This is a genomic window from uncultured Bacteroides sp. (assembly GCF_910586915.1).
GTDB lineage: Bacteria > Bacteroidota > Bacteroidia > Bacteroidales > Bacteroidaceae > Bacteroides.
Genome location: NZ_CAJULN010000001.1, coordinates 164,545 through 190,103, shown reverse-complemented (window position 1 = coordinate 190,103; position 25,559 = coordinate 164,545). Strand labels below are relative to the sequence as shown.

The 25,559-nt window shown below is 47.8% G+C and carries 14 protein-coding genes and 1 pseudogene; all 15 read left to right on the top strand.

Going from position 1 to position 25,559, the window contains the following annotated elements; genetic code table 11:
• Window positions 1-126 precede the first annotated feature (126 nt).
• The 15 genes and pseudogenes from QZ331_RS00695 (at window position 127) to QZ331_RS00625 (ending at window position 25,517) form a co-directional block, all read left to right on the top strand.
• Entirely contained in the window at window positions 127-1,044 is a 918-nt protein-coding gene (locus QZ331_RS00695; RefSeq protein WP_294627083.1) for an alkaline phosphatase, read from the top strand.
• 274 nt (window positions 1,045-1,318) lie between these two features.
• Window positions 1,319-4,384, top strand: coding sequence for a TonB-dependent receptor (locus QZ331_RS00690; RefSeq protein ID WP_294627081.1), 3,066 nt, complete (start codon window positions 1,319-1,321; stop codon window positions 4,382-4,384).
• A 27-nt stretch (window positions 4,385-4,411) separates the two neighbouring features.
• On the top strand, window positions 4,412-6,046 hold the full coding sequence (locus tag QZ331_RS00685; protein WP_294627079.1) for a RagB/SusD family nutrient uptake outer membrane protein: 1,635 nt from the start codon (window positions 4,412-4,414) through the stop codon (window positions 6,044-6,046).
• A gap of 31 nt (window positions 6,047-6,077) precedes the next feature.
• Window positions 6,078-7,640 (top strand): glycosyl hydrolase, encoded by a 1,563-nt coding sequence (locus tag QZ331_RS00680; protein WP_294627077.1) that lies wholly within the window; start codon window positions 6,078-6,080, stop codon window positions 7,638-7,640.
• Between the two features lie 24 nt (window positions 7,641-7,664).
• The gene (locus QZ331_RS00675) at window positions 7,665-8,855 is read left to right on the top strand and encodes a hypothetical protein (RefSeq protein WP_294627075.1); all 1,191 of its coding nucleotides are present in this window, start codon (window positions 7,665-7,667) and stop codon (window positions 8,853-8,855) included.
• Between the two features lie 89 nt (window positions 8,856-8,944).
• Window positions 8,945-10,123 (top strand): glycoside hydrolase family 130 protein, encoded by a 1,179-nt coding sequence (locus tag QZ331_RS00670; RefSeq protein ID WP_294627073.1) that lies wholly within the window; start codon window positions 8,945-8,947, stop codon window positions 10,121-10,123.
• 415 nt (window positions 10,124-10,538) lie between these two features.
• Window positions 10,539-12,416, top strand: a complete 1,878-nt coding sequence (locus QZ331_RS00665) for a sodium:solute symporter family protein (RefSeq protein WP_294627071.1) — start codon at window positions 10,539-10,541, stop codon at window positions 12,414-12,416.
• A gap of 44 nt (window positions 12,417-12,460) precedes the next feature.
• The gene (locus tag QZ331_RS00660; protein ID WP_294627069.1) at window positions 12,461-14,932 is read left to right on the top strand and encodes a PQQ-binding-like beta-propeller repeat protein; all 2,472 of its coding nucleotides are present in this window, start codon (window positions 12,461-12,463) and stop codon (window positions 14,930-14,932) included.
• Window positions 14,933-15,225: 293 nt separating this feature from the next.
• Entirely contained in the window at window positions 15,226-16,206 is a 981-nt protein-coding gene (locus QZ331_RS00655) for a carboxypeptidase-like regulatory domain-containing protein (protein ID WP_294627067.1), read from the top strand.
• Window positions 16,207-16,221: 15 nt separating this feature from the next.
• Window positions 16,222-18,465: pseudogene (locus QZ331_RS00650) on the top strand (SusC/RagA family TonB-linked outer membrane protein); the annotation flags it as partial.
• A 19-nt stretch (window positions 18,466-18,484) separates the two neighbouring features.
• Window positions 18,485-20,275, top strand: coding sequence for a RagB/SusD family nutrient uptake outer membrane protein (locus QZ331_RS00645; protein WP_294627065.1), 1,791 nt, complete (start codon window positions 18,485-18,487; stop codon window positions 20,273-20,275).
• A 153-nt stretch (window positions 20,276-20,428) separates the two neighbouring features.
• Window positions 20,429-21,565: an N-acetyltransferase gene (locus QZ331_RS00640; protein WP_294627063.1), complete on the top strand. Its 1,137-nt coding sequence runs from the start codon at window positions 20,429-20,431 to the stop codon at window positions 21,563-21,565.
• 12 nt (window positions 21,566-21,577) lie between these two features.
• Window positions 21,578-23,455 (top strand): DNA topoisomerase IV subunit B, encoded by a 1,878-nt coding sequence (locus QZ331_RS00635; RefSeq protein WP_294627061.1) that lies wholly within the window; start codon window positions 21,578-21,580, stop codon window positions 23,453-23,455.
• Complete coding sequence (gene coaD / locus QZ331_RS00630) at window positions 23,452-23,907, top strand: pantetheine-phosphate adenylyltransferase (protein ID WP_294627059.1); 456 nt, start codon at window positions 23,452-23,454, stop codon at window positions 23,905-23,907. The genes QZ331_RS00635 and coaD overlap by 4 nt, the downstream gene beginning before the upstream one ends.
• 20 nt (window positions 23,908-23,927) lie before the next feature.
• The gene (locus QZ331_RS00625; RefSeq protein ID WP_294627056.1) at window positions 23,928-25,517 is read left to right on the top strand and encodes a S41 family peptidase; all 1,590 of its coding nucleotides are present in this window, start codon (window positions 23,928-23,930) and stop codon (window positions 25,515-25,517) included.
• Window positions 25,518-25,559 lie beyond the last annotated feature (42 nt).

The window sequence follows — 25,559 nt, the reverse complement described above, 5'->3', positions numbered from 1 at the left end:
CCGATATACAAAAGTATCAGTTAATGCTAAATTTATACTTGCCCGCCAAAGGAAATAATCCTACCTTTGCCATACCGTTCCGCTGGGAATGGACAGACCGATTCATCCTTATTAATAAATAATATCATGAAAAAGAAAAACATCTTAACACTACTTGCTGCATTTGCACTGCTCTTTAGTTTCACATCTCCCTGCAACGCCAAAGGAAAAGACAAAGCGAAACACGTCGTCCTCATCGGACTCGACGGCTGGGGAGCCTACAGCCTGCCCAAAGCCGATATGCCCAACGTCAAGAAACTGATGGAAGAGGGAGCCTACACACTCAAAAAACGCTCGGCACTCCCCTCCTCCAGTGCCATCAATTGGGCTTCCATGTTTATGGGAGCCGGACCGGAACTGCACGGATATACCGAATGGGGCTCCAAAATTCCGGAACTTCCATCGCGCGTGCTCAACAAGAACGGTATCTTCCCCACCATCTTCCAACTGCTGCGCGACGCCCGTCCGGAAGCGGAAATCGGTTGCCTGTACGAATGGAACGGAATCAAATATCTGGTGGATACTCTTTCGCTGAGCTACAATTACCACGTTGCCGATTGCAACCAAACACCCAAAGAATTGGGCAACGTGGCTTCTGCCTATATCAAGGAGAAGAAACCTGCCCTGGTTGCCATCTGCTACGACGGCCCCGACCACACCGGACACACCGAAGGACATGACACTCCCGCCTATTACGAGAAACTCAAAGAACTGGACACATACGTCGGGCAAATCGTCCAATCTGTAAAAGAAGCCGGAATCCTCGACAACACCATCTTTATATTAACCTCCGACCACGGCGGAATCAAGAAAGGACACGGCGGCAAAACAATGCAGGAAATGGAGACAGCCTTCATCATCTCCGGCAAGAACATAAAGAAAGGACTCTGCTTCGATGACGTAAGCATGATGCAATATGACGTGGCCTCCACCATTGCCCACATCTTCAATCTCACGCAACCGCAAGTGTGGATAGGAAGACCAATGAAAATGGTTTTCAAATAATCAACCGAATATTAATTAAGGTAATAAAGAGACGGTAGTTATGCATATAGCTATCGTCTCTTTCGCATATATACCTACCGCATTAAGCATTAAAAATCAACGAATCCTATACACATTTTCTTCCGGAATACATAAGGCAAAAAAAGTATTAGAATGAGCTAAAATAGTACTTGCCCACCCTTTTGCTATAATTTACCTTTGCGGCGTTAAATTATTGATTCAGTTATCCGTGAAGTATTAATAATCAGAGTTTATAAATCTAATGCAATCAATCATGAGTAAAAAAATTCATTTCTTACTTTTCTTCTTATTCTGCCTCACCAATATTCCATTGGCTGCCCAGAATATTGAAGTCAAAGGAGTCGTGACAGAAGCTACGACAAACGAACCTTTACCGGGAATCACTGTGCAAATTAAAGAAAAAGACACCGGCACAGTAACAGATATGGATGGAAAGTATTCCGTCAAAGCAGACAAAGGAGATATTTTAATATTCTCCACAATAGGTATGAAACAGATAGAGATAGCTGTCACTACCCCCAATACGCCAATCAATGTATCAATGGAAGAAGATAACATAGCACTTGACCAAGTGGTGGTCATCGGTTATGGTACGGCAAAGAAAAGCCATTTGTCCGGAGCCGTAAGTTCCGTGACAGCCAAAGAACTCAACGGACAAGTTGCTTCAAACGCAGCAACAGCACTACAAGGCAAAATACCTGGAGTATCAGTAGCCAGTTCCAGTGGCGACCCCAACGGAGGAATGACGATCAATGTACGCGGTGTCAGTTCTTTGTCCAATAACGAACCTCTATATGTTATCGACGGAGCATTCGGTGACATCAGCATGGTAGACCCCAACGACATTACTTCCATCGAAGTATTGAAGGATGCAGCTTCAGCAGCCATTTACGGTTCACGTGCAGCCGGCGGTGTCGTAATCATCACAACAAAAAGCGGACGAAAAGACACTCCTGCAAAATTAGATATCAATTTCTTTACAGGGATAAGCCACAATCCTAAAAAACTGAATGTTTTCAATGGCGAGGAATATAGTCGTTTTGCCCGTTATTATAGCTTAGCTGGAGATGGATACGGGGCAGAAGCCGGCGCAGTGCCGTTCATTGGCAAAGGCACGGACTGGCAAGATGTAATGTTGCAAACAGCCATGACATACAAAGCAAACGCTACAATTAGCGGCGGCTCCAAAACCGGAGCATACAGTGCATCTGTAAGCTACCTGAACAAAGAAGGTATTTTACGAAATACCAGTCATGAATCCTACAATATCCGTTTGAAAAGCGATTATTCATTTCTCGACAACCGATTGACCATCGGGCAATCCATGATTGTTCGCTTAACCAAAGGAGAAGGTAATATAAACCAAGACACAATGTTCGAGATATTACAATTCCCTTCAGTAATCCCTGTATTCGACTCTACGAATCCGAGTGGTTGGGGAACCTCTACGAACATCAACCTACCCAACCCTCTTGGCATATCGGAAGTGACAGACAATACAAACGAAAACACCAAGATTTTCTTAAATGCATACTTACAGGCTGAAATCATTAAAGATCTAAAATATAAATTCAATATCGGCATCAGAAAAGAACACAGCAAAAGCCGCACATATACGGATGTGTACGACTTGGGAACCTACGGAAAGAATGATGCACCGGATTTGAGAGAGGGTTCATCAACCTACGATTCATGGGTAATCGAAAACACACTGAACTATGATAAAGCATTTGGTAAGCACAACTTGTCGTTGCTCGCCGGCTATTCTGCCCAAAAAGACAAACATTACAATCTGAACGGAAGCAATTCCGATCTTCCCAAGTTTATTGATACAATGACCGGAAATACCAACACAATGAGCGCTTCAAGCAATCTGAAAGAGTTAGCGTTGGTTTCTCTGTTCGGACGCGTCATGTATTCCTACGACGACCGTTATCTCTTCTCCGCTTCCATACGCCGCGACGGTTCCTCCCGTTTCGGCAAAGGGCATCAATATGGCAGCTTCCCTTCTGCATCTATCGGCTGGAACATTAACCGTGAGAAATTTTTCAAGCCTTTGGAAAACGTATTCGACCAACTGAAGATTCGCGCAAGCTATGGCAAATTAGGAAACCAAGACATTGGAAGCAACTATTATCCCACAGTCAGCATTGTCAGCGACGGAATGAACTATCTGCAAGGCAGCAGTATATGGTTTGGGCAAATGCCATACGTAAGTGCCGTATCTCCTGCACACCTGACTTGGGAGAATACCGAAACCTACAACATTGGTTTAGACATCAGCTTGCTGAACGGACGATTGACTTTTACAGCAGACGCATATGTAAAAAACACCAATGATGTATTACTTCCCATTCCATATGCAGGTTCAACAGGAATCAGTGGACTTTCTATTCAAAATGCCGGGCAAGTTCGCAATAAGGGATTTGAGTTTTCTGCAAACTATCGCGGTTCTATCAAAAACAAATTCAATTATTACATAGGAGCTAACATAAGTACCGAAAAGAACGAAGTAAAGAAGATTACAGCCGGTGGAAATAACATGACCATCTCCGGCTATTCGGCTCACGGGCAAGGTGGTCGAGGTATCAATATGTTTCAGGAAGGCCATACCATGTCTTATTTCAACCTTATCGAAACAGATGGTATTTTCCGCAATGCCGAAGAAATCGAAAACCATAAGACAGCCGATGGCAAACTCATCCAGTCGGGAGCACAAGTAGGTGACATACGTTACAAGGATTGGAACGGCGACGGAGTCATCAATTCCGACGACCAACATGACGTAGGCAATCCATTCCCCGACTTCACATTCGGATTTAGACTGGGTGGCGATTGGAACAATTTTGATTTCAATCTCTTCTTTGACGGAATGGTGGGAAACAAGATTTATAATTATCCCCGCTATCGTCTGGAATCAGGAAATTTCAACGGAAACTACAGCACAACTTTAGCTAATTCATGGAGACCGGACAATCAGAATACCGATATGCCGCGCTTCACTACAGAAACTTCCGATAACAAATGGGCGTATACAGACAGATGGTTAGAGGATGGCTCTTATATGCGTTTAAAAACGCTTGATATAGGATATACATTACCCAAACATCTTTTGAATAAACTCAAACTCAACAATGTGAGAATTTATACATCTATGGAAAATCTCTTCACATTAACCAAATACTCAGGTTATACTCCCGACCTCGGAGAAAGCGGCGTAGACATAGGAACCACCTATAATGTGTTCTCCAGAGGTATCGACCAGGGCCGATATCCCTTACCCCGCACAATCTCCTTTGGCCTACAAGTAAATTTATAAAAACTGATAATGTATAATTAAATAATTATGAAGAAAAATTGGTTATCATATATATGTGCAACTGTTCTCCTTACAGGCACACTTACTTCATGCAACGAGTCCAGATTCTTGGATTTGAAAGATCCTAACCATTTCACCGGAGAAGATTTCTGGAAAGATAAAGCTGATGCCGAAAGCGCTTTGGCAGCAGCATATTCTCCTATTAAATATCAGATGTATGGTTATTACGGAGCATTCGACGGTTGGCTGAATCTGAATGGCCGTGGAGACGATATTTATACAATTCCTAATGAAGAACCCGGAATGTGGGCCATCGCCAATTTTGAGAACTCACCAACAACCGGTAACGACCCTTACGGAGCACTCTTTGCTGGTGTACAAAGAGCTAACATCGTATTGCGGTATATCAATGAAATTCCTGCATCCGGAATCACCGAAGAAGATCGTTCCATGATTAAAGGAGAAGCACTCTTTCTAAGAGGGTACCAATACTTCTTATTGGTCAGCAATTATAAAGAAGTGCCCCTACGCATTATTCCTTCCAACGAAGATGAGGCAAACAAACCTGCTGCCAGTGAAGCATCGTTATGGCAGCAAGTTGAGAACGATTTGAAGGAGGCCATTAATTGCAATTTGCCTGTCACTCGCAGTGGCAATGAAAAAGGGCGTATTGAAAAAGGAGCTGCAATCGCTCTACTGGCAAAAGTATATATGGCTCAACATAAATATACAGAAGCCAAAGAACAATTAGACCTTTTGTTAAAAGCTCCTTATTATCCAGGACGTTATAATCTAATGGAGAACTTTGCCGAGAATTTTACCACAGCAAAAGAAAACAATGAAGAATCGGTATTTGAATTGCAGTACAGCAGTGACGGCGACTTGACATGGGGGAATGAAAGCGGAATAAATTTAGGTAGCTCAATACCGCAATTCATCGGTCCGGTTGTTGCCGGAGGTTGGGCAAAACTGATGCCTTCTGCTTTTGCAGTTGGTGCTTTCATCTCAGAAGAACGGCCCGCCGGTTCCGACACTAAGTATGACAAACGTATGTATGCCAGCCTGTTTTTCAACCCCGAAGCCCTCAACGATGTGATTAAGAACGAAAAATGGTATGGACAAAATCATTCTATGAAAGATTTATGGGATGGTAATGCCGGCAAAATGGCAGACAGTAGTACTCCCTCTTTCAGTATGGGAGACGGAATGTTCCTTCTGAAAAAATATACTGCTTATTATGTGAATGACGCTGCTGCGGATAATATGGGAAACAAAGAAGGGAAAGCAAACAACATACGTGTCATGCGTTTTGCAGAAGTATTATTAATGTATGCTGAGGCTTGCACCAAAACAAATGATACGACAGGTGCCAACTTTGCTTTAAAACTGATTCGCCAAAGAGCCGGACTGGCAGAAAAGACTTTTACTCAAGACCAATTGATGGATCAAATAGAACATCAATGTCTCTTGGAATTTTTCGGCGAAGGACATCGCTTTGAGGACCTGAAGCGCTGGTACACCTCGGATAAGATTAAGGAAATCTTTAAGGCGAATGCCAAACAGGGAGCAGATAATTTTCAGGAGAAACACAGATATTATCCGATTCCCACAGGCGAACTGAATAATAACAGTGCCATGAAACAAACCGATTTATGGAAATAATATTTTAAATACACTCTTATAATAGAAACATATGAAAAAAATATACTCATTATTATTTGTATCCCTATTCTTATTCATAGGATACTCCTGTGACGACGGCAGTTTAAGTCATGCTGATGTTTACATACCGGACCCTATCGAAGAGACAGACGAAGACGATGGCTTTTCTGTAGAACCCACTACAACATCGGTTATAAAATTGTCCTTCGGCGAAGGACACCAACATCAAGTTATCGACGGATTCGGTTGCGCATTTGCCGAATGGTCTCACCGCATATGGAATAATCTGCAAAGAGAATCTGTAATGGAAGACCTGTTTAGCAAGAGCGGATTGGACCTGAATATTTTCCGTGGAGAAGTATTTCCTCATTATCAGGATGACGTTACAGGAGAAATTGAATTTGGCATGAACCGTAATTTCACATTACCGGCTGACGATCCCTCCTTTATGAACAATTACTGGCGCCCTTATCATGGCAATGAATGTGCGGAGCAAGTACAATTAGGACAAATGTGGTTAGTAGACTACCTTAGCAAAAAGCACAGAGATAAAGATATCAAATATGTATTCTCCGTGTGGAGTCCTCCTGCAAAATGGAAAACAAACAACTCTATGTCGAAAGGTAAGTTGAAAACGGAGAATTACAACGATTTTGCCAATTACCTCGTTGATTTCATGGATGAATACGAAAAGAAATTCGGTATCGACATCTATGCTGTATCTCCATCAAACGAACCAGACAACATTTTTTCTTCCTGGTCAGGCTGTGGCTGGAACAATAAAGAACTGGCAGATTTCTGCCACAACAACTTCCGCCCCACACTCAATTCCAGAGGGCAGCAAAATACTAAAATCATTTATGGAGAATGGTCGTGGTGGAGCACAGCAAAAACCAACGTAAATGCCGGCTTAGAATATAAACCGGAACTTGCCGACGACGATGTCATCACTGCGGGCCACGGATACAGCACCAAGGACAATGCCATCGCTCCTTTCGAAAAAGCGGTAGAAAAGGAACTCCACATATGGCAGACAGAAGTAAGTGATGACAAAGGTCGCACGGAAACATGGGCGGAAGCTATGAAATGGGCAGTAACATTCCATACTTATCTGGTCAATGGCAATGTCAACGGATTTATCTGGTGGGCAGGTGCACGCCCTTGCAGCACAACCGGAGAAAACCTCATCCAACTGGAAGAAGCACTCCCGGGTACGACTTATTATAGGGTTCCGCGCTATTACACTTACGGGCAATTTACCAAATTTATAGCCGAAGGAAGTCGCCGTGTAGACGTTGAAGCTATCCCATCGGAAAAAGATACGTTCCCGGAAGAGTTGTTAATGTCCGCTTATGTAAAAGACGACAATTATACCATTGTCCTGGTCAATCCTTCTGAAAAAGAATCATTCACTGCCCTGCTCGAGATTGAAGGCAAGTCTTTCCAAAACATGATTGCATACACATCGAACGAAAGCGTGAAGTGGCAACGCAAAAAAGTGAATCCGTCTTTAAACGGGCTACGTTCCATCACAGTTCCCAAGTTCAGTGTAGTTACTGTTACTGGAAAGATGAAAGATATTGAAGTTCAATAATTATTCCAACAAACAATGAATATCATGAAAAAAAATCTATTATACTTAGCAGGACTCCTACTTGCTATCGGACTCTTCTCCGGTTGTGATGAAGACATCCCTTCCTACTCTGCATTAACAGTCGACACACAGGAATTAATCATCAATCTTGATGAAACCACAGAAGGTACGCTCCAACTGGTTCAGGGAAATGGAAATTATAAAATTACCTCTTCAAATGAAGAGGTAGCAACTGCCATAGCCGATGGAAACACCATAAAGGTGACAGCATTCAAGGCAGGTAAAACCAATCTTACTATCACCGACTGGGCCAAAATGTCGACCAACGTACAAGTGACAGTAGACCAAATGACGGATTTGATATTAACTACCGAAAGTACGACTATGTATCCCGAAGAAAACAAGACTATCAATATTTACACAGGAAACAGAGGATACAAAGTAGATGTGGAAAATAATGCGGTAGTTAAAGCTACCGTCAATGAAGAAGGAATGATTCAAATAACGTCTTTAGCTCCGGGCAATACCAAAGTTACCGTAACCGACAGACTGAATAAAAAAGCAGAGCTTTCGGTAAAAGTTGTCAAACGGCTAATTGTAGAGAGTACTTCCCCCATTGATTATTTATTGACCAATGAGCCTGTGACTATCAAAATCCTGGATGGCAATGGCGGATACGAATGCAAGAATAATGGTTCGGCCACCTATTTATCATATGAAATGTCGGAAAACGGAAAGGAAGTAATCATCAAAGGGCTGAAAAGATATCGTTTCAACAAAACAATCACCATTCGCGACCAAGAAGGAGAGTCGGCAGACATACTGATTAACTACATCGACGAACCTTATTTGGAAAGCAAGGCTTATTACTACTTCCTAAAGACTTCAACCAGCGCGACTGCCTATCAATCATTCGGCACCAATAAGGTAGGACAAGTGGTTTATTCAGAAGAACTGGATATAGCGCAGATTATCGCCAAATCCAGCACGACAGCTACTTCCGGAGGATACGCCGTTGAGTTTTCAGGCAATTTGGAAGTAGGCGACAAAAGCAATGCAACGATGTATAAAGTAACCAAAGGAGTGGTAGACAAGAAAACACCGTTTGCCATCACAGATTGCCGGATTGACAAAGTTGAAGATAGTTGGTATTGGGTCAGTTTCTTACAGGAAGGCTGTACGCTTCGTTCCTACATCATTATCAAAGCCGAATAAGGGAAAATAATATTAACATGGGATAAAATAGTATTTGTTTATCCCTTGTTTCCGCCCTACTTTTGCAACATACGAAACGGATTTTTAATATGAACAACTCATATAGCAACAAACTGCGCCTGTTGAAAGAAGCGCACGAATCTTTGATAACCCGCCGGAATGAAATCGTATCTTCCGGCAATGGTATATGTGAACGGTACAAGCATCCGGTGCTCACCTGCGGACACGCTCCGTTGGAGTGGCGTTACGACCTCAACCCCGAAACGAACCCATACCTGATGGAGCGCATCGGAGTGAACGCCACCATGAACGCAGGCGCCATCAAATGGAACGGCAAATACCTGATGGCAGTACGTGTGGAAGGCAACGACCGCAAATCATTCTTCGCCATTGCCGAAAGTCCCAACGGTACAGACAATTTCCGCTTCTGGGAATATCCCATCCAACTGCCCGACATCGACCCGGCAGAGACAAACGTCTACGATATGCGCCTGACGGCACACGAGGACGGCTGGATTTACGGAATCTTCTGTAGCGAAAGCCTCGACCCGAACGCCGCACCGGGCGACCTCTCGTCTGCCGTAGCCAAAGCGGGCATCGTCCGCACCAAAGACCTGAAGAGCTGGGAACGGCTGCCTAACCTGATTTCAAAAAGCCAACAGCGCAACGTGGTGCTGCATCCGGAATTCGTAGACGGCAAATACGCCCTCTACACCCGCCCGCAAGACGGTTTCATCGACGCCGGAAACGGCGGTGGCATCGGGTGGGCGCTGATAGACGACATCACACACGCAGAAGTAAAAGAGGAGAGCATCATCAATCGCCGCCACTACCACACCATCAAAGAGGTGAAAAACGGCGAAGGGCCTCATCCTATCAAAACCCCCAAAGGATGGCTGCACCTCGCCCACGGTGTGCGGGCGTGTGCCGCCGGGCTGCGCTATGTGCTCTATCTGTATATGACGGCTTTGGAAGAACCGACGAAAGTCATCGCCGAACCGGGCGGATATCTTCTCGCACCGATCGAGGAAGAAAGAATAGGCGACGTATCCAACGTCTTGTTCTCCAACGGATGGATTGCAGACGAGGACGGAACGGTATATATCTACTATGCATCTTCGGACACGCGTATGCACGTAGCAACCTCCACCATCGACCGGCTGGTAGATTATTGCCTGCACACACCGGCAGACGGCTTGCGTTCGAACGCTTCCGTAGAGAACATCTGCAAACTCATAGAGCGCAACAAACGGGTCGTAACAGAATAACGTTTGCCCCGAAAGAGATAAAGTTGCCGGATTTTTCCATATCATCCGGCAACTTTGCGTTTGTGACCATCCGTTGTCTCCCACCCGCCAAACGAGGAAAATACAGCCTAATAATCAACAGGTTACAGCGCATATAGATGCTGCGTGTAGGAGATATATGCGCTGGACGCAGCATCTATATCTCCTGAAAGTTGGACATATATGCGCTGAAAACAGGAGATATATGCACTACAAATCAGCTCATCTGACAGGAGAAACAGCCGATAGTATGGCACTATTTTATCGGCTATGAAAGAAAAACCTGTGATATATAGATTGTGGTATCAGAATGAGTTAAAATAATACTTGTTTCCTTCCCTCTTTCCCCCTACCTTTGCAATAAAGAACATCAAAGTATATTCAATCAAGACATCATATGAAATTACACACTGCCGACCTTCTTATCATATGCGCCTATCTTATCGCAATGATTGTTATCGGACTTATTCTTAAAAAACGGGCTGCCCAAAATATGGACTCTTATTTCCTGGGCGGAAAATCATTGCCCTTCTATATGTTGGGCTTGTCCAACGCATCCGGGATGTTCGACATCACGGGCACTATGCTCATGGTATACTGGGCGTTTGCCTACGGTTTCAAAAGCCTTTGGATTCCCTGGCTTTGGCCTGTATTCAATCAGATTTTCCTAATGGTCTACCTGTCCGTATGGCTGCGCCGGTCCAACGTGCTCACCGGTGCTGAATGGATTAAAACCCGCTTCGGAGAGGGAAAAGGCTCGACGCTTTCACACACCATCGTAGTAGTATTCGCATTGCTGAGCGTACTCGGCTTCTTAAGTTACGGATTCATAGGTATTGGTAAATTCATGGAGATATTCATCCCCTGGGAAGTGGTATCTCCATTCATACCTTTCGATGTTCCGGCAGAATATGTGCCCCATGTATATGGCATCTTCTTCACTGCAATCGCCACTTTCTACGTCATGTTAGGCGGAATGCTGAGCATTGTATGGACAGACGTCGTCCAGTTTCTGATAATGACCGTGGCAGGCATCGTCATCGTAGTCATTGCGATGCAGATGGTAGCGCCCGATATGATTCACGCTTTTGTTCCCGACGGCTGGGATTCCCCTTTCTTCGGACCTACGCTCGACATCGACTGGAGCAGCCGGATGAGCCTGCTCACCGAACGGATGGCCAACGAACCTTACAGCCTGATAAGCATCTTCGTCATGATGGCCTTGCTCAAAGGCGTCTTCATGAGTATGGCAGGCCCCGCCCCCAACTACGATATGCAGAAAATCCTCTCCTGCAAGTCGCCCAAAGAGGCGGCAATGATGAGCGGCTCCGTATCGGTAGTCCTGCTGATTCCCCGTTACCTGATGATAATGGGATTCGCCCTGCTCGCCATTTATTTCTTCAAGGAAGACGGCGGACTGGCGCAAATGGAAACTACACGGACGGATTTTGAAACGATTCTTCCCCATCTCATCACCCGCTATGTGCCTTCCGGACTGGCCGGACTGCTGCTGGCCGGACTGCTGGCAGCCTTCATGTCCACCTTCGCTTCTACCGTAAATGCGGCTCCCGCATATATTGTGAACGACATTTACCTGAAGTACATCAACCCCAAAGCAAGCGTAAAAACACAAATACGCAGCAGTTACATCATTTCGGTTGCAGTGGTGGTAATCAGCACCGTCATCGGTTTCTTCCTGAAAGACATCAACGAAATATTCCAATGGATTGTAGGCGCGCTCTTCGGCGGATACATTGCCGCCAACGTGCTGAAATGGCATTGGTGGCGCTTCAACGGCGAAGGATACTTCTGGGGAATGACTGCCGGAGTTATAGCGGCAATCGTTATGAAATTCACCGTTCCCGATGCGTGGGTATTGTATTTCTTCCCTGTCCTCTTCGGCATATCGCTGATAGGATGCGTCATCGGGACTTATACCGCGCCCGCCACAGACGAAGAGACACTTGTCAATTTCTACACCCGTGTACGCCCCTGGGGATGGTGGAAACCGATTGAGGAAAAAGCCCTGGCGCGCTACCCTCACATCCGCCCCAACAGGAATTTCAAGAGAGACGCTTTCAACGTAGTTGTCGGCATCGTGTGGCAATGTGCGCTCACCATCATTCCGATGTACCTCGTTGTCCGCGAGCAATCAGGTCTTTGGAGTTCCGTCGCCCTGCTTCTCGCAACGACACTGGTATTAAGAAAAACCTGGTACCAGCCTTTGTGCAAAGAAGAGACACGCTACAACGAAGAAATCAATCAACTGAAATAAAAAAGAACATTTAGCTTAACACACTAAAAACCAGAGAATCGGCCATGAAAAGAGTATCTGCAATATTATTGGCAATTTTGTTATATCTGCCGCTAAACGCCCAGTTTAAAGGAACAGTCTATATGGATATCGACCGGTCGGGCACACTCGACAAAAACGACAGACCCCTGGCAGGAGTAACAGTCACCGACGGATTGAACGTAGTAAAAACAGACAAGAAAGGCCGGTTCTCTTTACCCGGCTTCGAAAAGACGCGGTTTATCACCGTCACCACCCCTGCCGGATACGAAACGCGGCAATTCTACCTGCCGGTCAGCGAAGATAAGAAAAGCTACGATTTTCTGTTGTCCGAAAGCGAACGGACCCGGTCGGCCGAACACTCCTTCGTCCACATCACCGACACCGAAGTAACCGGAGGCATGGGACGTTGGGTGACAGACCTGAAACAGTATATCCGCAACGAAAAGACCGCCTTCCTGATTCACACCGGAGACATCTGCTACGAACCGGGACTTACCATGCACAACCAAGTGGTGAATGCACAGACAATGAACTGCCCCGTTTATTACTGCATCGGCAATCACGACTTGGTGAAAGGCAACTATGGCGAAGAGTTGTATGAATCCCTCTACGGCCCGACATGGTACTCGTTCGATGTCGGCAACATCCATTACGTAGTTACCCCCATTGCCTATGGCGACCACCGTACCGACTATACCCGAAGAGACGTCTACAACTGGCTGAAGAACGACCTTGCCCTGATGAAAGAAGGACAAGCGTTGATTCTGTTCAACCACGACCTGTTTACCTCCGGCAACAACTTTGTCTTCAAAGCCGACAACGAGCATATACTCGACCTGCGCGCCTTCCACACAAAAGCCCAGATATACGGACATATGCATTACAACTACGTCCGCAATCAGAACGGAATTCATACCATCTGTACCGGAACACTCGACAAAGGCGGTATCGACCACTCCGTATCCGCATTCCGCGACATCCGGATAGGTGCCGACAATACCGTCAGCACGGAATTGAGATACGCTTTCGTCGAACCGCAAGTAGCAATCGTCTCTCCGATGAAACAACAGAAAGCGGCAACCACCCCGCAAGGAGCACTTGTCCTCTCGGCCAATGCATACCATTCGCAGGCAAAAACCAAACAAGTCTACTATACACTGAGCCTTGCAGAAAACGGCGGCGAAGTAGCACAAGGAACATTCGCTCCATCCACCAACTGGAACTGGAACACCCGCATCACACTCCCCGCCCATCTGCAAGGAAAAGAGCTGAAACTTTCGGTTACCGCCCACTTCAACGACGGCAAACAAGCCACAGACTCCAACCGGTTCTTCTATGAAGGAATCCGCCAATCTTCCGTCGTTCCCGGAGAGAATTGGAATACATTGCTCCAAAACGCCGCCCATACCGGCGGCAACAACCGGTCCGACATCCGCCTTCCATTACAACTGAACTGGACGGCAAACGCCGGAAGCAACATCTTCCTGACATCTCCCCTGATTGCAGAAGGCAAAGTATTCATTGCCACCACGGACGATAATGTCTCGCCGCATACACACCTGTGTGCATTTGATATCCATACGGGAGAACCGATATGGAAATACCGCACGGCAAACTCTATAAAGAATACAATAGCCTACGAAGCCGGCGTCATCGTGGCACAAGATGCCGAATGCCGTCTCTATGCCCTTGATGCACAAACAGGAGAACTGTTATGGCAACAACAGATTAACCTACACGCCTATCCATACCTTACCGAAGGATTGACCATAAGCAACGGAACAGTCTATGCCGGAATCGGTGCAGGCCTGTCTGCCTACGACCTCAAAACCGGAAATATCTTATGGACAAACAAGGACTGGAAACAGCGGGAAGGCTCTACCACCACACTGACTGTTGCCGGCAACGTACTAATCAGCGGTACGCAATGGGGCGGCCTGTACGCCAACGACCTCAAAACCGGCAAACAACTCTGGAAACTCTCAGAAAACGGGCTGGGCAACCGAGGAGCTTCCCCCGTCTACCAAGACGGGAAATTATGGATACTCTCCTCCCGAAGTCTGTTTGCAATAGACCCGGAAAGTGGGAAAATACTTACACAGAAAGAATTATCCGCCAATCTTGATGTAACTTCCACACCGCTCGTCACCGAACGGGAAATCATCTTCGGCAGTGCAGACCACGGACTCATGGCACTGGATAAAGCCACACTCTTCATCAAATGGAAAGCGGAAACAAAACCCTCTCTCGTATATACCGTTCCTTATTCCACCGCTCCGCAAACCAATGTAGAGACAAGCCCCGTGGCTTCGCACGAGATTGTCTATGCCGGAGCTTCCGACGGTTATCTATATGCCATTGAGCAGGCAACGGGAGTAATAAAAGAAAAATATTATTTCGGAGCACCGATATTCTCCACAGTAGCCGTATCAGGTAATTGTTTGGTAGTTTGCGACTACGCAGGCAATGTATACTGCTTCTCTTCTGCAAACTGATTGCTCATACCCCCCTTTCTCATCTAAAAAATAACGACTGCCGCTTGGTTCTATCTGAGATGGAACCAAGCGGCAGTATTTGATAAAATAGTATCAACATAAGCTAAAATAGGTCTAAGACATCCTTTAACGAACACTTATATTGTCAAAAAAATAAACAACCACATTGTAACATTTAAAATACTCCAGCCTATGTGAAAGGAAAGGATACATGGATGGCCTCCCGTTAACCATTCAATAAAAAAACTATTAGATATTCAAACATTTCGTATAATATTAATGTATAGAAAAACATGAAAAATGAAAAGCACAAAGTAACCTCTTTAGCAAAAAGAGTCTGTCTGGTTCTGTCACTCTTGACTCCAGGCAGTGGCCTGACGGCAATTGCTGGTAACGAAATAGCCATCGTGCAACAAACAGGAAAAATCACACTATCGGGAACCGTAGTCGACCAAACAGGCGAACCCGTCATCGGGGTAAACGTTATGGTAAAAGGAAGTACCAACGGAACGATTACCGACATGGACGGAAAATTCTCGCTCGCAGGTGTCGACCCAAACGCTGTCATCACCGTATCGTATATCGGATATAAAACGGAAACAATCTCCCTCAACGGAAGAAAAGTTCTTCAGGTAGTATTGAAGGAGGATGCCGAAATGCTGAGCGAAGTAGTAGTGGTGGGTTACGGTACACAGAAGAAAGTCAATATGTCGGGAGCAGTAGATGCCGTTTCCTCCAAAACATTGGAAAACCGTTCCTTATCCAATGCCGGACTCGGATTGCAGGGAGCTGTTCCCAACTTAAACATCACCATCACCGACGGCAGCGCCAACTCATCTCCCAAATACAACATCCGTGGTATCGGATCAATCAACAGCGATTCGGCAGAACCGTTGATTCTTGTAGACAACATTCCCGTCACTGCCGGAGAGTTCTCCCGCATGAATGCCAATGATATTGACAACATCTCCGTGCTGAAAGACGCCTCATCGGCAGCTATCTACGGAGCACGCGCCGCGTTCGGTGTGATTCTGGTCACTACCAAATCGGCCAAAACGGAAAAAATCAGCGTAGCCGTGAACGCCTACTATTCGACACGGAAAATCACACGTTTGCCCGAACACGTGACCGACCCCTATCAGGTGATGACTATTCAGAATCAGGCACGTACGTACAGCTTTTACACAGAAGAGCAGATGGCGGAGGCACAAAAACGCGTGAACGACCCGTCGCTGCCGGCAGTCATCGTAGACCCGAGCGACCCGAACAGATAGGCTTACTACGGACAGACGAACTGGATGGACGAAACCTATAAGAATATAGCGCCCTCCTATACCGTTAATTTCAACATCGCCCAGCGTACCAAGAAATCCGGTTATTATCTGTCGGGCGAATACTACCGCCAGGACGGTATGTTCAAGAAAGGAAACGATATCTACGACCGCTATAATATGCGCGGTAAAGTAGATTTCCAAATCACCGACTGGTTGAACATCAGCAACAACACGTCTTTTGCCTTCCGCAAATACGACAAGCCCAATATCGACATGGAAGGTTTCTTCCACGAAGTGAACCGCAGAAGCACGCTTGACGTCGTGAAAAACCCGGACGGAACTTACACACAATCCGGAGGTTCCATTTTAGGACAACTGGAGCATGGCGGACGCTACGTGAACGACCGTCGTGACTTTTCTACTACCTTTGCAGCTACCATCGACCTGATAAAAGACGTATGGCAAGTCAAAGCGGATGCTACCTTCCGCCGCGACAGCGAACGTACCCGCCGAGCTTCATTGCCTTACTCCTACAGAAGAGGTCCGGAAATGGCACTTGAACAGAATACAACGAGCAGTTCTGCCCGCAACGACTCCGAATTCTACGACAACAACGTATTCAATGTCTACACCGATTTCCACAAGACCTTTGCCGACCGCCACTACGTGCAGGTAATGGCCGGTTTCAATCAGGAAAGCACACGTACCAACAGCTATTGGGCGAATAAAGACCAGCTAATCAGTACAGCTTTCCCGACTGTCGAACTTGCTACGGGCACGGTCAAAGCCAGCGAAAAAATTACCGACTGGTCGGTTCGCGGTGCTTTCTTCCGCTTGAATTACGTATTCGACAACCGATACATCGTTGAGTTCAACGGCAGATACGACGGTACTTCTCCATTCCCGAAGAACGACCGCTACAGTTTCTTCCCTTCCGTTTCTGCCGCATGGAACGTATCGCAGGAAAAATTCATGGAAAGCCTGAAAGACAAAACAGGACTGAATACGTTGAAGTTACGCGGTTCTTACGGTAGCCTGGGCAATCAGAATGTAGGTGCATACGCTTTCTCCCCGCAGATGAAAGCCGAAGAAAGCGGTTGGATTTTAGATGGCAAGAAGCCACTCCAAATTATCATGCCGGGTATCGTGTCCAGTTCACTTACATGGGAACAGGTGAGAACCATCAACGGCGGTATCGATTTAGGATTCCTCAATAACCGTCTGACAGCCAATTTCGACTATTACGTACGCTACACCGAAGGTATGCTTACCAAAGGTAAATCACTTCCCGGCGTATTGGGAACCAGCGAGCCGCAGGAGAATGCAGCCGACTTGAAAACACGCGGTTGGGAACTTTCGTTAGCTTGGAGAGACCAGTTCAACCTGGCAGGTTCGCCTTTCAGCTACGGTGCCCGCTTCATCATCTCGGACAGCCGCTCGTTCATCACCAAATTCGACAACTATGTGTATGACACGGACAAGGACGGAAACCAGGTACGTACTTCCATCTGGACAGACAACAAACATTACGTAGGCAAGGAGTTGGGTGAAATCTGGGGATTGACCACCGAAGGCTTCTTCCAGAACGAAGAAGAACTCGCCAGCCATGCCGACCAGACCAAAGTGGGCGAAGACGACATGGGTTACAAATTCTACGTGGGCGACTTGAAGTTCAAGGACATCAACGGCGACCATGAAATCAGCAACGGCAATGGTACGCTCGCCAATCCGGGCGACTTCAAGAAAATCGGTAACAACTCCATCCGCCTGCCTTACAGTATTGACATGGATGCCAACTGGAAAGGATTCGATCTGCGTGTCTTCCTGCAAGGTGTGGGCAAAAGAGACTGGTATGCCGGCGGTGGCAACCACTACTTCTGGGGTATCTACGCCCAACCCTGGACCAACGTACAGAAAGGCAACCTCGACCACTGGACACCCGACAACCGCAACGCTTACTTCCCGCGCGTAAAACCGTACATTGCCGAAAGCACCGGTTCGGAACTTGCCTGCCCGCAAACCCGATACCTGCAAGACGCTTCTTACCTGCGCCTGAAAAACGTAACTTTCGGCTACACCCTGCCCAAAGCATGGACCGAGAAAGCCGGTATCGAACGCGTACGTTTCTACTTCAGCGGCGAAAACCTGTGCGAGCTCCAGCATTTGAAAGCCAACCTCGACCCGGAGGCACTGGATTCAAGCAGCAAAACATATCCGTTGCAACGTTCCTTTACATTTGGTGTTAACTTGAATTTTTAAATCAGCAAACAATAATTATATGAAAGCATTAAAATATATTCTTTCGGCAAGCATCAGCCTGGCTTTCCTGACAGCCTGCAACGACAGCTTCCTCGAAAAATACCCGGAAACCGAACTGAACGAAGAAGCCTTCTTCCAAACTCCGGAAGATATGGCAATCTACCTGAACAACTCTTACAAAGATTTGTCCTATAGCTCGGACGACCTCTATTCCGACAACATCGGCGGTTATACGGCAAGCAACGAAGTGCACAGTATGCTGCACGGAACCATCAACGAAAACAACGTGGGCGGATGGAGCAAAAGCGAAGACAAAGACTGGTACAACCTGCGCAAAGCCAACGTATTGTTGGCGAACGCCCATAAGGTGAAAGGCGAACAGACGGAAATCGACCATTACATCGGTGTAGCGCGCTTTTTCCGTGCCAACTTCTACTTCAAGATGCTGAAAAGATACGGAGCTGCTCCCTGGTACGACCGTCCTCTGAGTACAGACGACCCCGATTTGTACAAAGGAATGGACAGCCGCGAACTGATAGCCGAGAAAATCATGGATGACCTGGAATTTGCAGCCAATCACATCAAACCTATTGACAGCCGCACTTACATCAATCAATGGGCTGCCTACAGTTTGCTGGCACGCTTTGCCCTGCACGAAGGTACTTTCCGCAAGTATCACACGGAAATTAACCTGGCAAACACCGCCTCCGCATTCTTAGAAAAAGCCGTATGGGCAACCAGCGAGATTATGAAAGCCGGATTCGACATCACGGGAGAAGGACCCGAAGGCTACCGCGCACTCTTCACGGGCGACCTGGCAGGAAACAAGGAAATCATTCTCTACGCCGACTACGACCGCACCCTGAAACGCGGCAGCAATACGCCTTCCGTCATCGACTGGATGTGGCACCTGAGCCGCAGCCTGGCAGACAGCTACTTGAAAACGGACGGAACTCCTGCCACATCCGACCCTGCCTACGCCACAAAAACGTACAACGAAATGTTCGAAAGCAGAGACCCCCGTATGGCGGAAACCATCATGCCCGCAGGCTTTATCAAATCGAACGAAACATTGCCCACAGTGGCAAAACTCGACTACGGTTACCTGCCGCAGTTAAAATACTATCCCCGCACACCGGAGCTGAACAGCGGATATGACGCCGGCTACAACGACATCATTATTTTCAGGTATGCAGAGACACTGTTAATCAACGCCGAAGCAAAAGCTGAGCTGGGCACGCTCAAACAGGAAGACTTAAACGCTACCGTCAACAAGTTAAGAAGACGCGTAGGTATGCCCGACATGAAGATAGACGTTGCCACCGACCCGGTGCTCGCCGCTCAATATCCTGCCGTAAGCGGCAACCTGGCAAACGTGATTTTGGAAATACGCCGCGAACGCCGTGTGGAACTGGCTTGCGAAGGCCTCCGCTATGACGACCTGATGAGATGGAAAGCCGGCAAATTGCTGGAAGGCCCCGCAGAGGGCGTGTACATTCCCGGCTTCGGAGCGTACGACGTTACCGGCGACGGCGAATATGATATAGCCTTTTTGGAGTCGCCCGACAAAACAGCCGGACTGACGGAAGAAGAGATAACCAAACTACAAAAGGTTTACTACCTCGTAGACAAAGACGGCAGAGAGGGCAACATCTACCTGAGCGAAGGCAACAAGGGCAACATACGGTTCACTACCGAACGCAGCAACCCCGCCAAATTCGAAGAACCGAAATGTTATTATTTCCCCATCCCGTTCAGCGAAATACAGCTCAACCCCAATCTGGAGCAACCGATGGGATGGCGTAAATAACGCCTGATTGGTGCAAACATCTTTAAAATTCAGGGCACGGACAGTACGGACAACACGGTTTTTCTTTCATCCAGACCGCGAATTCCGTGCCATCCGTGCCCGAAATTTAAAGATTATCCCGTATCTTTGTTCCCTCAATCATAAATACGAGATATGGCTATTACAATCAAGAAAGTCACCACAAAGAGTGAGCTAAAGAAATTCATCCGTTTCAACTACAGGATGTATAAGGACAATCCTTATTCCGTGCCCGACCTCTACGACGATATGCTCAACACGTTCAACAAGAAGAAAAATGCGGCGTTCGAGTTTTGTGAAGCAGATTATTTCCTTGCCTACCGCGACGGTGAAATCGTAGGGCGCGTAGCCGCTATCGTCAACAACCGCGCCAATGAGAAATGGGGCTGCAAGAACGTCCGCTTCGGATGGATAGACTTCATTAACGACCCCGCCGTGTCCGCCGCCCTCATCCAGACCGTGGAAGAGTGGGGAAAAGAACGGGGAATGACACACATTGCCGGGCCTCTCGGATTTACCGATTTCGATGCGGAAGGAATGCTCGTGGAAGGCTTCGACCAACTCGGCACGATGGCAACCATCTACAATTACCCCTACTATCCGGTGCACATGGAGAAACTCGGATTCGAGAAAGACGCCGACTGGGTGGAATACAAAATCTACATCCCCGATGCCATCCCCGACAAGCATAAGCGCATCTCCGAACTGATTCAACGGAAATACAACCTCAAAGTAAAGAAATATACCTCGGGCAGCAAACTTGCCAAAGACTACGGGCAGAAGATTTTCGAACTGATGAACGAAGCCTACAGCCCGCTCTATGGCTACTCCCCGCTCACACAACGGCAAATCGACCAATACGTCAAGATGTACCTGCCCATCCTCGACCTGCGCATGGTGACACTCATCACCGATGCCGAGGACCAACTGGTATGCGTAGGTATCTCCATGCCGTCTCTCGCGGAAGCCTTGCAGAAGTCGCACGGACGCCTGTTGCCCTTCGGATGGTTCCACCTGCTGAAAGCATTGTTCATGAAACGGCGTGCCAAAATGCTTGATTTACTACTCGTTGCCGTAAAGCCGGAATACCAGAACAAAGGTGTGAACGCTTTATTATTTTCCGATTTAATTCCGGTTTATCAGGAATTAGGTTTTATCTTTGCAGAAAGCAATCCCGAATTAGAGCTGAACGGAAAAGTGCAGGCACAGTGGGATTACTTTGAGACCCAGCAACATAAGCGCCGCCGTGCGTTCATCAAAGAGATAAAATAACAAAGAACAGTCATGGAAGAGAACGAATTAATACCTGTAGCCCCCCCCCGTGAAGTAGAGTACACCGACGACAATATACGCCACCTGAGCGACATGGAGCACGTGCGCACACGTCCCGGTATGTATATCGGACGGTTAGGCGACGGAGCACACGCCGAAGACGGAATCTATGTCCTTCTGAAAGAGGTAATAGACAACAGTATTGACGAGTTCAAAATGCAGGCCGGCAAGAAAATCGAAATCATCGTCGAAGAAAACCTCCGCATCAGCGTGCGCGACTACGGCCGGGGCATTCCGCAGGGAAAGCTGATTGAAGCCGTGAGCGTGCTGAACACGGGAGGCAAGTACGACAGCAAGGCGTTCAAGAAAAGCGTCGGGCTGAACGGTGTCGGCGTGAAGGCTGTCAACGCGCTGAGTTCCCGTTTCGAGGTACGCAGCTACCGCGATGGGAAAGTACGTACCGCCATCTTCTCCAAAGGTGTCCTGCTGACCGACAGCACGCAAGACACCGAAGAGGAAAACGGAACCTACATCTTCTTCGAGCCGGACAACACACTCTTCCTCAATTATTGTTTCAAGCCCGAATTCATCGAGACGATGTTGCGCAACTACACGTACCTCAACACAGGGCTTGCCATCATCTACAACGGTCACCGCATCCTGTCGCGCAACGGTCTTGTAGACCTGCTGAACGACAACATGACCGCCACCGGACTCTACCCGATTATCCACCTGAAAGGCGAGGACATCGAAATCGCCTTCACCCATACCGGACAATACGGCGAAGAATACTACTCCTTCGTCAACGGGCAGCACACCACGCAGGGCGGCACACACCAAAGTGCCTTCAAAGAGCACATTGCCCGCACCATCAAGGAGTTCTTCAACAAGAACATGGACTACACCGACATCCGCAACGGACTGGTTGCCGCCATTGCCGTCAACGTGGAAGAGCCTATCTTCGAGAGCCAGACCAAGACCAAGTTGGGCTCTACCAACATGGTTCCCGGCGGCGTGACAGTCAACAAATATGTGGGCGACTTCATCAAACAAGAGGTGGATAACTTCCTGCACAAGCACGCGGACGTGACCGAGGTAATCCTGCAAAAGATTCAGGAGTCGGAAAAGGAGCGCAAGGCCATCGCCGGCGTGACGAAACTTGCCCGCGAGCGTGCCAAGAAGGCCAACCTGCACAACCGCAAACTGCGCGACTGCCGCATACACCTCAACGACCCGAAGGGAAAAGGACTCGAAGAGGAGTCCTGCATCTTCATCACCGAGGGAGACTCGGCGAGCGGTTCCATCACCAAGAGCCGCGACGTCAACACGCAGGCGGTATTCAGCCTGCGCGGTAAGCCGTTGAACTCTTTCGGGCTGACCAAGAAAGTTGTCTACGAAAACGAGGAGTTCAACCTCCTCCAAGCTGCCCTCAACATCGAGGACGGGCTGGACGGGCTGCGCTACAACAAGGTCATCGTGGCTACCGATGCCGATGTGGACGGTATGCACATCCGCCTGCTGCTCATCACCTTCTTCCTGCAATTCTTCCCCGACCTCATCAAGAAGGGACACGTATATATCCTGCAAACTCCCTTGTTCCGCGTGCGTAACAAGAAAAAGACAATCTACTGTTACAGCGAGGAAGAGCGCATCAACGCCATCAATGAGCTAAGCCCGAACCCCGAAATCACCCGATTCAAAGGATTGGGAGAAATCTCGCCCGACGAGTTCAAGCACTTCATCGGCAAGGATATGCGTTTGGAGCAGGTTTCGCTGCGCAAGACGGACGCCGTAAAAGAGTTGCTCGAATTCTACATGGGCAAGAATACGATGGAGCGGCAGAATTTTATCATAGACAACTTGGTTATAGAAGAAGACTTGGCATCATGAGAAGAGCAATATTCCCGGGCACGTTCGACCCCTTCACCATCGGGCACTATTCGGTAGTGAAACGTGCACTCACCTTTATGGACGAGGTAGTGATAGGCATCGGCATCAACGAGAACAAAAACACTTATTTCCCCATCGAGAAGCGGGAAGCGATGATTCGCGAACTTTACAAGGACGAACCCCGCATCACGGTGATGTCTTACGACTGTCTGACGATTGACTTTGCGCAGCAGGTAGGCGCCAGATTCATCGTTCGCGGTATCCGCACCGTGAAGGATTTCGAATACGAAGAGACGATTGCCGACATCAACCGCAAACTGGCAGGCATCGAAACCATCCTGCTCTTCACCGAACCCGAACTGACGTGTGTCAGCTCTACGATTGTGCGCGAACTGCTGACTTACAACAAAGATATCAGCCAATTCATTCCCGAAGGAATGAAAATAAGCTGAGAATGGAGCAAAGTAAGATTATGAATAAGATTAAAACATTCCTCCTCCTGATTTGCCTGTGCGCCACATCAGCCGCCCAGGCCCAGAATTTCGGCTCGCCCGCCATGCGCAAACTCCAAATGGCGGAATTTGCCATCTCCAAACTCTACGTAGACAAAGTAGACGAAAACAAACTGGTAGAAGAAGCCATCATCAAGATGCTGGCACAACTCGACCCGCACTCCACCTACTCCGATGCGGAAGAGGTGAAGAAGATAAACGAACCCCTCCAGGGCAATTTCGAAGGCATCGGCGTACAGTTTCAGATGATTGAAGACACGCTGCTCGTGGTGCAACCTGTCAGTAACGGCCCTTCGGAGAAGGTCGGCATCCTTGCCGGCGACCGCATCGTAGCCGTCAACGACAGTGCCATTGCCGGCGTGAAGATGAGCACGGAGGAGATAATGAAGCGGCTTCGCGGTCCGAAAGGCTCCAAAGTCGACTTGAAAATCGTCCGCCGTGGCGTGCAAGACCCGTTGGTGTTTACTGTCAAGAGAGATAAAATCCCCATCCTCAGCCTGGATGCAGCCTACATGATTCAGCCCAAGACGGGGTATATCCGCATCAACCGCTTCGGGGCAACCACCGCCGAAGAGTTCAAAAAAGCCATGAAAGAACTTCAAAGACAAGGCATGAAAGAGATGATTCTCGACCTCCAGGGCAACGGCGGAGGCTACCTCAACGCCGCCATCGACCTTGCCAACGAATTCTTAGGACAGAAGGAACTCATCGTCTACACCGAAGGCAGAGCCGCCAAGCGCAGCGAATTCTACGCCAAAGGCAACGGCGAGTTCCGCAACGGACGCCTTATCGTACTGGTGGATGAATATACGGCTTCCGCCAGCGAAATCGTCAGCGGTGCCGTGCAGGATTGGGACAGAGGAATCATCGTCGGCCGCCGCTCCTTCGGCAAGGGGCTGGTGCAGCGCCCCATCAACCTGCCCGACGGCTCCATGATTCGGCTGACCATCTCGCGCTATTACACCCCTGCCGGACGCTGCATCCAAAAACCCTACGACAGCACGACAGACTATAACCAAGACCTGATAGAACGTTTCAACCGTGGCGAACTGATGAACGCCGACAGCATCCACTTTCCCGACTCGCTGAAAGTGCAGACCAAGAAGCTGAGCCGCATCGTATATGGTGGAGGAGGTATCATGCCCGACTATTTCGTCCCCATCGACACTACTCTCTACACGGACTATCACCGCCACCTGGTTGCCAAAGGCGTCATCATCAAGTTCACGATGAAGTTTATCGAAAGCCACCGGAAGGAGTTGAACAGCAAGTACAAGAAGTTTGAACCGTTCGACGAGAAGTTTGCCATAGACGACAACATGATGGCAACCCTGCGCGAAATGGGCGATAAAGAGGGAGTGAAATTCAACGAAGAGCAGTACCGCAAGTCGCTCCCACTTATCAAGACGCAGCTCAAAGCCCTGATAGCACGCGACCTTTGGGACATGAACGAGTATTTCCGGGTGATGAACACAACCAACGAAAGTGTGCTGAAAGCATTGGAGATATTGAATTCCGACGAATACAGGAAGAAGTTGAAAGGCAATTAAGCCGCGTCGGGCTTCTGCCTTTCCTTACCAAAGTAGCATACG